General features: G+C 48.2%; 6 protein-coding genes and 2 pseudogenes. 2 read left to right on the plus strand and 6 right to left on the minus strand.

What is annotated here, in order from left to right; translation table 11 throughout:
- Positions 1-450 precede the first annotated feature (450 nt).
- The gene (locus GSO_RS09670; protein ID WP_010491569.1) at positions 451-1,482 is read left to right on the plus strand and encodes a branched-chain amino acid aminotransferase; all 1,032 of its coding nucleotides are present in this window, start codon (positions 451-453) and stop codon (positions 1,480-1,482) included.
- 210 nt (positions 1,483-1,692) lie between these two features.
- Here the strand turns inward: GSO_RS09670 and GSO_RS17805 are convergent.
- The 6 genes and pseudogenes from GSO_RS17805 to GSO_RS15885 all read right to left on the minus strand — a co-directional run.
- Positions 1,693-2,490: pseudogene (locus GSO_RS17805) on the minus strand (sortase domain-containing protein); the annotation flags it as partial.
- Positions 2,491-3,652: 1,162 nt separating this feature from the next.
- The gene (locus GSO_RS09680) at positions 3,653-4,483 is read right to left on the minus strand and encodes a YitT family protein (RefSeq protein WP_010491572.1); all 831 of its coding nucleotides are present in this window, start codon (positions 4,481-4,483) and stop codon (positions 3,653-3,655) included.
- Positions 4,484-4,617: 134 nt separating this feature from the next.
- Positions 4,618-6,549, minus strand: coding sequence for a fructose-bisphosphatase class III (locus tag GSO_RS09685; protein ID WP_010491574.1), 1,932 nt, complete (start codon positions 6,547-6,549; stop codon positions 4,618-4,620).
- Between the two features lie 355 nt (positions 6,550-6,904).
- Complete coding sequence (locus tag GSO_RS09695; protein WP_010491576.1) at positions 6,905-7,306, minus strand: Spx/MgsR family RNA polymerase-binding regulatory protein; 402 nt, start codon at positions 7,304-7,306, stop codon at positions 6,905-6,907.
- Positions 7,307-7,992: 686 nt separating this feature from the next.
- Positions 7,993-10,146: an AAA family ATPase gene (locus GSO_RS09700; RefSeq protein ID WP_010491578.1), complete on the minus strand. Its 2,154-nt coding sequence runs from the start codon at positions 10,144-10,146 to the stop codon at positions 7,993-7,995.
- Between the two features lie 389 nt (positions 10,147-10,535).
- Positions 10,536-11,294, minus strand: a pseudogene (locus GSO_RS15885) (tyrosine-protein phosphatase); the annotation flags it as partial.
- 158 nt (positions 11,295-11,452) lie between these two features.
- On the opposite strand from GSO_RS15885, the gene GSO_RS09710 reads away from it, so the two are divergent.
- Entirely contained in the window at positions 11,453-12,346 is an 894-nt protein-coding gene (locus GSO_RS09710) for an LCP family protein (protein WP_010491582.1), read from the plus strand.
- The last annotated feature ends 208 nt before the right edge of the window (positions 12,347-12,554 follow it).

A 12,554-nucleotide genomic window follows, 5' to 3' on the forward strand; every position in this document is an offset into this window, starting at 1 on the left:
TGAGCGTGAGCCGGCGCGCTTAGAAACCGAAGTGTAAGCGGCCTCGGGCGCACTGGTTCGGGCTTAGGCCATTGTGCCCAAGGTCCTTACACGCAGGTTTCTGCACCGGTGAACGCGTTATGCTTCGGCCTGCCTCACCTACATCACGTATCGCGAATATTCCCTATCGCCCCAAGTGTAACAGCAAGACATTCAAAAGGCTCAAGAAACGCTCACCTGAACACTTTTATAAATAAAACGATTAGCCACTGCCAAGAGGAATATAATCCCCTTACGCGTCTAATTGTAACCGCTTACGCCAGATATTAACAGTAAATACAATTTTTTCGGTTGAGTTATTTGTGAGAATACTCTAAGATGGAACTTATATTATTTAATGGAATCGCAATGTTAACCAAACTGACCAAATTTGCTGGTCTAGTTAAACACCCAACCACTGGAGGGATGACGATGAGCGTCGATATAGATTGGAACAACCTAGGATTTGATTACATGCAACTGCCGTATCGCTATGTTGCCCACTGGAAGGACGGTGCCTGGGATGAAGGCACCCTATCCACTGACCCAAATCTAAGTCTCAACGAAGGCTCCCCGATTTTGCACTATGGCCAAGGTGCCTTCGAAGGGCTTAAAGCTTACCGTGCCAAGTTCGGAAAAATTCAACTTTTCCGCCCTGATCAAAATGCCCACCGGCTACATAACTCTGCGGAAAAGTTATTGATGCCACCGTTCCCTGAAGACCGGTTCGTGGACGCGGTCAAACAGGTTGTAGCTGCCAACCATGACTACGTGCCGCCATACGGTACCGGCGCCACGCTTTACTTGCGGCCAATGCTCATTGGGGTTGGCCCCAATATCGGCGTTGCACCGGCAAAAGAATACATTTTTGATGTCTTTGCCATGCCAGTGGGTCCTTACTTCAAAGGCGGCATGGTGCCGACCAAATTTGTTGTTGCCGATCAGCATGACCGCGCTGCCCATTACGGGACTGGTCAGGCTAAAGTCGGCGGCAACTATGCGGCCTCTTTGCAAGCAGGCAAGTTTGCGCATGAACACGGCTATGGCGACGCGATCTACCTGGATCCAATTGAGCATAAGTACATCGAAGAAGTCGGTTCGGCTAACTTTTTTGGGATTTCAAAAGATGGTAAAACTTTGAAAACGCCGAAGTCTCCTTCGATCTTGCCAAGTATCACGAAGTACTCCATCTTGACACTGGCGCATGATCGGTTCGGCATGAAGACCGAGGAAACCAAGATTGCCATTACGGACTTAGATCAATTTGGCGAAGCTGGGGCATGTGGCACCGCCGCGGTCATTACGCCAATTGCCAGCATCACGTACAACGGCCATGAGCACGTCTTTTATTCCGAAACGGAAGTTGGGCCTTACACTAAGAAAATTTATGATGAGCTGACCGGCATCCAGTTTGGCGATGTCCCGGCTCCGGAAGGCTGGATTGTGGACGTGCCGGTTGACTAGCGGAGTTTTTGAATTTGTCGTCACCGTAACGCGTTCTCTGACGCAGGAAGCCAGAGAACGCTCAACATACTAAAAGCCGTCGTCAAGTCAGAAGCTTGACGGCGGCTTTTTAATTCATGAGTATCGCGATCTTTCTACTTGATAAGGCTTAAAATAACTGCCTAACTTTCCTGTCAAACTTTGGTGTCGATGTCCGTGCAGCGCCTTTTATTAGCGCGCAAAGGCAATCAGGCGCCAGTAGTCACCGACACATGTTTGTAAGGTAATGCGTTGACCACCGCCAGTACCGGTGATTTCATCCCACAGATCCTGACCATCCGCGGTGACTGCGTTCGGGTTAACGGTTGCTAACCGATAAACGTGATACGTGCGGGCTTGGCCGGCTGCATCCGTAACGGTGATCGGCGAACCGATGCCTAATGACAGCATTGCGGCAAACGCCCCAGGGTTATGCCCGATAAAGTGCGTATTTTCGCCGCTGTTATTGCTGTAGTTAGCCTGACCGCCCCAAGTTGCAGCGCCATTAGCCGGCGCAGCATCCATGCTTTCGTTACCAATGATATACGGCACGGTGACCCCAGCAAACATCAAGACCCGACTCGCATAAGTTGGTGCGGGTTGAACTTGCGGTTTAACTGGTTGCGCCGGTGTAACGACCGGTGCTGGCTTTGCCGGTTGAACCGGTGCCGGTGTTGCTGCCGCTGCAGAGGCTTGCGTTGTCGACGGTGCGGCAGCTGGTTTAGCGGCTGGGGCTGGCGTCGAAGCAACTGGGGCATTTGAAGCTGCCGGGGCTGGCGTCGAAGCCTTGACCGCGGTTTGGGCAGCTGGCTGTTGACTAGCAACGGTACCCGAAGCAACTGACCAGCTCGGATGGGCAACCGATTGATTAGCCGGTTGTGAAGCGGCTGTGCTGTTGAGCAGATCAACCTTTGTCGATGAGCTCGTTACGGTTGGTGTTGATGCTTTTACTGCCGGCGCAGGAGCTTTCGTAGCTGGCGCTGTCGTTGTACTTGCAGCTGGCGCCGAGGTGGTTACCTTGGCTGGCGCTGCAGGCGCACTGGAAACTTGGGTCTCGGTTGCCGCCTTGGTCGTTGTCACGGCGACAGTAGAAGAAGCGGTTACCTTAGTCGCAGCTGAAGTTGAACTTGCGACAGTCGGCTGTGTTGTTTTCTTAATAGCGACACTGGTAACAACTGACCATTGCGGATGGGCAATTGCCTGTCCAGCCGGTTGAACAGCTGCCGTCGCGTCGAGTAAATCAACAACGACAGTGGTCTTCTTGGCCGTCGAGGTCGTTGTTTGTTTGACAGCAGCGGTTTTATTGACAGATGCAGTCGTTGCCGCTGTCTTAGCTGTCGCGGCTGCAGTCGTTGTACTTGCTTTAGTAGTAACAGCTGTTGTTTTAACTGCCGTTGTCTTAGCTTCGGTTTTACCCGCTGCTGAATTTGAAACCTGTAAACCAAAATACTTGAGTGAACTTACCGGTGCGTTTTTAACAACGGATACATGATATTGCGGTGTCGCCTTAATTTGTGTCGGTGACGCCGTTTGACTCGTTGTAACGCCTGAACCACTTGCTCCGTGCGCCAGCGTCCCTGTCTGTTCAACAGGCAGCGCCGCCAGTTTTGCATTGAGCAAATCGCTTGAAGCACTTACAGCATTAACTTTCTCCCTTGTTGTGATACGCGATCCGGCCACGTCTTGATGCTGAATGTGATAGCCGACAGCTGATGTTGCCACCAGTCCGCTTGCCACAAGAGCGAAAGTCAACAGACTCTTGCGTAACATATAGACTCCCCCAGTCCATATTATGAAACTGACTTACCACATAAATTCTTTTTTAGAGATGGCCATCTCTTGTTTTAGATTATGCACAAATTAATATAGCCGGTAAACAAATACGCTTACCTTTTAAAAGTGACTTTGTTATTTATAATCAAAATAATACCCAATATTTCGCTATTTTCGTTTTATTTGACCATATTATAAAAGAAATATTTTTAAAAGTTGGTTTCGGACATTGACTAATAACCGTTGTTTTTCAAGTACAAGTGTATTTCCAAGACAGACCCAGACAGTGAGGTCCCATCCATTAAAAAACTCCCAGACGACAAGTGAGCTTGTCTCCGGGAGTCCATTCTTGTTTATATCGTGCATCCGAACTACGCAGTCAGATACTGCCGCCGTGCACTTCAGTCGCGGCAACGGTCAAAATAAATGCATGCGGATCGACTGCATGAACCAATTCAATCAGCTGCCTAAAATTGCTCTGCTCGACAACCACCATCAGCATTTCTTTAGCCTCATCGGAAAAGCCGCCGACAACTTGCTGAACGGTTAAACCATGCGGCGTTTCATCCCGAATCTGTTGCTTGATCAGCGGCAGTTGGTCGCTCATGACATAGACCACCTTTTTGCGATCAAAACCGGTTTCGACATAATTCATAACCAGGCTGGTAATCGTCAAGGCAAACACTGCCAAGATAAACGCTTCGACGCCAGAAACCGGGATGTTAAACAACGACACCACAATATCGGTGACTAGCAACATCAGCGACGGTTTCAATCCGAAATATTTTTTAAAAATCAGCGGCGGCACCGTGGTTCCGCCGCTTGATGCATCCATTTGGTAGAGTAATCCGACGCCGAACGCAAAGACAACGCTGCCAACAATAATGGCCAGTAAGCGATCAGTCACCAAGTTGATTTCCGGCGTGAGCCACAACAATAGTGGCAACATAAAACTACCGAATAGAATCCGCTTGAGCGTGCTGCGATCAAGGAAGAACCACGCCAATGCCAACATACACAGGTTGACGCCCATAGTGGTGATACCCACCTGAATACCGGCCACTTCCTGCACCAAAATGGCAATGCCGGTCGCCCCACCTGCTGCCACCGCATGCGGCGCGTAAAACATATTAATGCTCACCGCAATCAGCGCGAGCGCAGCCATGATCCACAGCCATTTCAGCACAGGATGCCGCATCGTTTTCTGCATCAAGCCACCCTTTCCGTTTGGGTTTCATCCGTTTCTTATCATATTAATAATATACGGGAAAAGTAACTTGTTGACAAACGCAATTGTTAAGAGCGCCAGCCTGTGCGTTTTTTTTGGTGCTAGGAGAGCTTGGCTTAGTCCCCGTTACGTAGTTCAGCCAACCGCCGTTTCAAAACTTCGACTTCTGCTTGAAGCGCGGTTCCAATATCGGTTTCTGCGACAGTGCGCCGGCGCGCTTCGGTTTCAACAACCCGCCGCGTGGAAATAATATCGGTCAAATTGGCAATGGCGTCCGCCTTCGTGGTAAACGGTTGATGGGTCACCAACTGCATCCCATATGAATTGTCCAGCAAGGTATAGCCGCCGATCCCGGTCGTCTTTTGGTAAGGTTTGGAAAAACCACCGTCGATGACAATCATTTTGTTATTCGCCATAATTGGATCGGTACCTTTTTTCACCGGCGTGTGGCCGTTAATCACGTGCCCGACTTCCGGATCGAGGACGAACTCCTCTAAGATCTTCTTGATAAAATCCGGATCTTTGCGCAACTGGTAATAAGGATTGCGGCCTTCCACATGGGTCGCAGGATCCTTGATAAAGTACCGCTCAAACGTCGTCATGTCGTGCTTGCCAAAAAGCGGTGAATTCGGTCCGGTCCACAAATACCATAACAGGTCAGTCGCCAAATCGGCCTTTTCATTCGGTTGACTGTAGGCCAGGCGCAAGTTGGCTTCCAACATGTCAAACAATTGACGGCCGGCATAAGTGGTGCCATCAATGGTTAAGCCGATAAAATTGCCATCCTCGTCCACGGGCACACACCCATGCAACAGCAGATTGCGATTGTAGCGTAAATACATGCTGCCGCGATTGATCAGGAAATCCATGTGGCGATGCAGCTTTTCGGAATGCGTAAACGACTCCACCAGCGAATCAATGACTTCCTTTTCCTCTGGCAACAAGCGATACGGATCGGCAGGATCAACCGTGGCAAAGCAACCATTTTCAATCGGATAAGTATGGCCATTAAGCTCGATCGTGGCAAAATCCGGTGCAAGTTTGTCCAGCAGCAGACGATGATCCATTTCAAACTCGGGTCGCCGTTTAATCGTCGGACCCTCAAGTTTAAACTGAATCATTGCGATTGCTTGATGAATTTGGGTGATCTGCAGGCGCTCCGCCTCGGTAATCGGGCGATCCGACCGCCCCAACTTTGGTGAAAATGCCGGATTATCCTGATAATATTGCTCCGCCAACCGCGCCAGGTGCCGCAAGTTAATCCCATAAACGTCTTCCAGAATGCTCAGGTTGTTATACCGCGCCGAAATCCGCACAAGATTAGCAATACACAACGCCGATCCCGCTGCGCCGCCAATCCATAAAATATCATGATTGCCCCATTGAATATCCACGGAATGCCGTTGGTCGCGCCGAATCAGACTTTCAACGACCTGATCCGGGGCCGGCCCCCGATCGTAGATATCGCCGACAATATGAAAATGATCGACGGTCAGCCGCTGAATCGTTCGGCACGTTGCCTCAATCCATTCATCTGCCTGCTCCAAAACAATCAGGTTATGAATGATCTGCCAGTAATAGGCCAACTTGTCCTGCATCGAAGCATCGTTATACAGCAGCTCTTCGGTAATATAAACAAACTCCGGCGCCATCGCCTTACGCACCTTCGAACGCGTATACTTCGTCGCCGTAAAAGCCAACAGCCGGATCAAGCGCCGAAAAGTGGTCAGATACCACTGTTGCAGATCGTCACCATCCATCTCTTGATGAATCGCGGCCAACCGTTCAGACGGGTAATACACTAAAAACGCAAAACGCTGCAACGTCTTCTCGGTCATTTCATCCCGAAAACAGGACCGAATCTTACTTTTGATATTGCCGCTACCATTGCGCAAAACATGCTGAAACGCATTATATTCCCCGTGGATGTCACTCATAAACGCTTCTGTCGGCTTCGGTAGATTCAAAATTGCCTCCAGATTGATAATCTCGGTTGCAATGGCTGGAATCGTTTGATATTTTGCCGTCAGCTCACTGTACAAATCCATGAAATAGCTTCCTTTCACGTAGACCAATTTTTGGCTCATGGCAATATGATAGCATATTTCAGGATTTTGTATACGGTTTCACCACTTTTTGAAGAAAATTCATCATGTGACGGTGGCACCGCCGTTAGCGCTAGGAACATAACTAGCGCTTTTTAATTGGAACTTTTCGAAAGATAAGCTAATTAAGGCAAGCCGAAAACTATACCAACAATTCCAAGCTCAGTCGCTAAGTTTTGTTGATCCGCTATTTTCAAAAAAGCAGGCAACCAAAAAAGAGTCTCATCTGCCAATGCCACAGATGGGACTCCTTCATGCATAGACCTAACTTATCAAAAAAGTGCCAGTGCCGAACCCCTCACACACTCGAAGTGTTCAGCAACGCTGCCCACAACTTCTGCCGGCGAACTTCGCGCGGTAAGAAGACGCGGACTGAATCTTGGTTAAACCCGAACAATAGGCGCCGATCGTCCACAATAATCGGCCGCCGGAGAATGGCTGGCTGCTTAGATAACAAATCAACCGCTTCTTTAAGTGACAATGCATCAAAATCAACATCAAGGGCCTGAAACGCCTTTGAACGCCGTGAGACTAAACTATCGATGCCATCTTCCGATCGGGCCAACAGTTCCAAAATCTGCGCTTTGCTGATGCCCTGTTTCGACAACGAAATCTCCTCAAATGGCAGTCCGTTGGCTTCTAACCACGCTCTAGCTTCGCGACTCGATTTTGACGAACCTGATGTATACAACTTGATCATCCAATCACCCCTCAACGAAACGATAATATATCATTATCGTTTCTCTGCTAATACCACCCACGTGTTCAATGCTAACAACGTTCACAAGTCCTATGGTGATTTACTAACGACACCATTTTATTATCCTAATAATAATTTAACACATTCAGGCACTTATGACAATAAAGACACTCTCATGCTATGTGACTGGGGTTTCAACCATTCAGACATGCTGACCAAAGTCAATGTGGTCGTTAAAAAATGAACGGTTGAAGTCAAAGTCCTGACCTACAATAATTAAATAACAACGATAGCACCTGAATGAGGGCTCGATTAGATTGTGAATTTTTAGCATGAAATCTGATATTTCAGTTTCGTATCACCGGTTGGCTTACATCAAATTTAGCACAAGCTTATATCGCTTTCAATAACAATTTTTAAAAAATAATTTGCGATTACTAACATTTAAATATTTTTGCCAAGTATCATCCCCTCAAAAGCCTTGTGCACAAGGCTTTTACACAACCTCATTCAGACAACGACCAAGGTTTTTGCTCAAAAAAAGGACGTGTACAATTTATTTTAAATTTTATTATACATCTTTTTTGCAACCAAAAAAAGCCGCCAAACGTTTTAACGCTTGACGGCTATGATGCGCACCCCAACTTAGCTGGTGCGTTTAAATTAGATGTTTTGGGACGGCACGATTACTTTGCACCAACGGCTTCTTTCTTAGGTTTACCGCTGGTCGGCTGGACTTCGCTGATGACAATTGTGTCGTCAACCAAATCCGCCTGCAGCTTCTTCGCCTTGAGATGATCCAGATAGAAGTCGGTTACCTTATCACGAATATTCCGTTCGATGACTCGCCGTAATGGTCGTGCACCCATCGCTTCATCGTAACCTTGGGCAATTAACCAATCCTTAGCTGCCGCAGTCACTGTTAACGTGATGCCCTTCTTAGCCAGCGTCTTGTTGACGTCTTCAAGCATCAGGTCAACAATCTTGCCTAAGTCCTTCTTGGTTAAGTGACTGAATTCAACGATACCGTTGAACCGGTTCAGGAATTCAGGACGGAAGTAAGGCGCCAACCGCTTCATTAAGTCTTCGTCCTTTTCCTTCTTGCCAGTTAAGGTTTCGTTGCCGAAGCCAGCATTGGAAGTGGCAATGATCACGGTATTCTTGAAGTCCACGACATTGCCTTGGCCATCGGTTAGGCGACCATCGTCTAAGACTTGCAACAACAACGTCAAAACTTGTGGATCAGCCTTTTCGATTTCATCGAGCAAGACGATTGAATATGGATTCCGCCGTACCTGCTCAGTGAGCGTGTTCTTGTTGTCGTTGTAGCCAACGTACCCGGCACTGGTACCAATCAACTTGGATACTGCGGTGCGATCGCTGTACTCAGACATATCTAAGCGGATAATCGCATCTTTGCTGCCGAAAAGATCCAGCGCCAACTGCTTGGCTAATTCAGTCTTCCCGACACCGGTTGGTCCAACGAACAGGAAGCTGCCAATTGGCCGATTGCCTTCATCAAAACCAGCCCGATTCCGGCGAATGGCTCGAGCAACCATATCAACAGCTTCATCCTGGCCAATGACCTTGCCCTTCAGACGCTTGCCAATGCCCTTCAGACGTTCGATGTCGGATGCACCAAGCTTCGATACCGGAATCCCGGTCAAACGCTCAACCGCCGCAGCGACATCATTCGGCGTTGCCACAACAGGCTTCTCGTCGTTCGTTCCTTCAAGCTGATGTTGCTTGTCGGCAATCTCCTTCTTGAGGCTGGCGGCCTTTTCAAAGTCTTCAGCCTTCGCCGCTGCATCCTTTTGGGCGTTCAGATCCTTGATTTGCTTTTCCAGTTCAACCTTGTCGACAATCGGATGCTTGCTTGCCAAGTGCGCCGCGGTCATATCGATCAGGTCAATCGCTTTGTCAGGCAAAGACCGCTGTGGAATATACTGAATGCTGTAATCTACCGCTGCCTTCAAAACATTTTCCGGCAACTGAACGTGATGGTGTTGCTCGTAAAGCTTCTTGACGCCTTCCAAAATCTTAACCGTGTCCGCAGCGCTCGGCTCGTTAATGGTGACATCATTGAACCGACGAGCCAAGGCACTATCCTTCATGATGGTATTGCGATATTCGTCTTGGGTGGTCGCGCCAATCACGGTAATCTCACCACGAGACAATGCTGGCTTGATAATGTCAGCCAGCCCTTTGCCACCGGATTCTTCGCCACCAGTTGCGCCGGCACCAAGAATTTGATGGATTTCATCAAAGAACAGAATGACATTGCCAGCAGCTTTCACTTCTTTGATCAGATTCTGAATCTTCTCTTCAAAGCTGCCACGATATTGCGTGCCGGCTTCCAGATTCGACAGATCAATCGACCAAATCTGCTTATCCTTAATCGCTTCAGGTACATTGCCCTTCACAATCGCCTGCGCCAAGCCTTCGACAACCGCCGTCTTGCCGACACCGGCATCGCCGACCAGAATTGGATTATTCTTCGTGCGCCGGCTCAGAATTTCAGCAGTCTCTTGAATTTCGTGCTCCCGGCCAATAACCGGATCAAGCAAACCATCCTTGGCTTCCTGCGTCAGATTGCGACCAAGCTTCTCAAGGATACCGCCCTTCTTGACGGCCTGTTCACCAGTGGTCGCAACTGGAATTTCATCGCCCTGCTTCGGCAACTGGCCAGTCGCGCGATACTGGGCAAATTCATCAGGCGTCATTTCGTGGCCATTAACCACATACCGGGCTGATTCACCTTTACCCATTCCTTGAAGCATCTGATTGAAAATATCGTCCATGTCATGATTGTTAAAAAACGGATCGTTAAAGTTTGCCATAGCTGAATTCCTCCTTGTTGGGAATATGCGGGGAAAAGGCGATGTGTTTGGCCTGGGTCTGTGCGGAGAAGTTTGATACTTCTCTGAAACGCGCTCACCAGCCCAGAGACCTCCGTGTAAGGACCTTGGTCGCAATGACCAAACCCGGGTCATCACGCCCAAGGACGCTTACACTCCGGCTCCTAACCGCGCCAGTTCACGCTCTACAAAAAAGTACTCCCAGACGCACTGGCAGTACTTTCGTGTCGACCTTATTCACTTGATGGCACTGATGCCGTTGCGCCTTTTCCTTGTTTACATAATATATTATAGCACGAAATTAGCACTCGAACAAGGCGAGTGTTAATTTTTTCAGAAATATTTTTATGCAAGCAACTTAAAGTATCAATACGCGACAGCAACCGTTTTTCGACTTTCCGCTCATTAAATCGTACCAACGGATCGCCATTGACCAGCGCCCGTGCGTTGTCTTCGAAAATCTTAGCCTTCTTTTCGCCACGTTTACGCTCCAGGCGCTTGAACGCTGCGGACATCTCATAACTACGGCCAGGCAAGTGATGCGCGTCAGAGGCAAAAACATGCGCCAAGCCGGCATCAATAATATCCTCTGAAAATTGCTGAACCTTTTTGCCGAAAGTTCCGACATAGCTGCTGGCGGTCACTTGCGCAAACGCACCACGCTCAATCATTTGATAGAGCAAACCCGGATGCTTCATCAGCCGAGTGTTCCGTTCCGGATGCACAATCACGGGCACCATCCCGCGTTGCATCACTTCAAACAACATGTTCTGCGTATAAAGCGGCACATCATCAGACGGAAATTCGATCAAGACATAGTGGCCGGTTACGTCACAAGTCAAAATGTCGTGGTGGTCAATCGCTTCTAACAAGTCGCCATTAATTCGAACCTCTTGGCATGGAAAAACCGTTAGCGGAATATTGCGTTTCTCCAGCTCATTTTGAAACTCGTCCGTTAACCGAATCACATCCGCTGCATGATTCGTATAATGTCCATTCATATGATGCGGCGTCATCAACGCATGCGTAATCCCGTCGGCAACCGCCGCTTTCGCTAATTCCAGTGAAGTCGTCAAATCTTTTGAGCCATCATCAATGCCCGGTAACATATGGCAATGCACGTCAATCATCATTCAGTTCCCCTTCCAATACTACCTAGTATCTAATGAAGCGCTGCCAACGTCAAATTGTTTTTTATAACAGTTTGTTAACGATTCGCAATAGATCAGCGAGATAGCAGACTTTGCGGTATAATATCAAAAGATTACGGAGGAAATGAGGTTTAGAAATGAAAAAGATCCTAGTACGCGTTCTGCTCGTCGTACTCGTTGCCGCTCTGGGGTTTGGCGGTTTCGTGTACTATATGGTTCATAATTCAACATCACAAATATATTCATACAATAAGAAGACCAACAAATCTTCTGATGACAAAACCACCAGCAAAAAACCCGTTGCTTACTTATTACTCGGTACCGACACCGGTGAGCTCGGCCGCTCCTACAAAGGCCGCACCGACACCATGATTGTGATGGTTCTAAACCCGAAATCCAAGACAACCACCATGCTCTCAGTACCGCGCGACACCAAAGTCAATTTCGATGATGTCACCATCAAAATTAACGCCGCCTATTCCTACGGCTCCTCTGACACCGCCATGGAAGCCGTTGAGAAGCTCCTGAACATCAAACTGGATGGATACCTACTCGTCAACATGAAGGGCCTGGAACAGATGGTGGATGCCGTTGGCGGCGTCACCGTCACTTCGCCGCTTAGCTTTGACTATGAAGGTAAGTCCTTTGTTAAGGGACAATCCTACGACCTCTCTGGTAGCGATGCGCTGAAGTTCTCGCGGATGCGTTATGACGATCCGCAAGGCGACTATGGCCGGCAGATGCGGCAACAGCTGGTTCTCACGTCAATTATCGGCAAACTTAAGAAGAACCCGACCACGGTACTTAGTCAGAAATTCTTGAATGCTGTTGGTAAGAATGTCCGTACTGATGTATCACTTGGATCGGTTAAGAACCTAGCAACCGCGTATCGAGAAGCCGGTAATACCATTAAGAGTGATCAATTACACGGTACTGGTCAAAGTATTGACGGTCAGGCGTTTGAAGTAATGTCAGATACCGAGCTTGCTCGAGGACATGATGTGATTCAGAATGCGCTAGATGCGAAGTAACATCCAATTAAATTGAAAAATCCATCACCCTTTGATTTACCAAAAATCATAAGGGTGATGGATTTTTTTACATGAGCATCAATCATGAATCGAGATAACAACCAGACACATTTGGACGAAAACAGAGCCTTATAACCTCATTAGGTCATCTAATAAGCCTAATAAGCCCCATTTGGATGAATAACAACTGAGACAGTTTTGAACAAGA

Source organism: Lacticaseibacillus zeae DSM 20178 = KCTC 3804 (assembly GCF_000260435.1).
In the GTDB taxonomy this organism is placed as follows: domain Bacteria; phylum Bacillota; class Bacilli; order Lactobacillales; family Lactobacillaceae; genus Lacticaseibacillus; species Lacticaseibacillus zeae.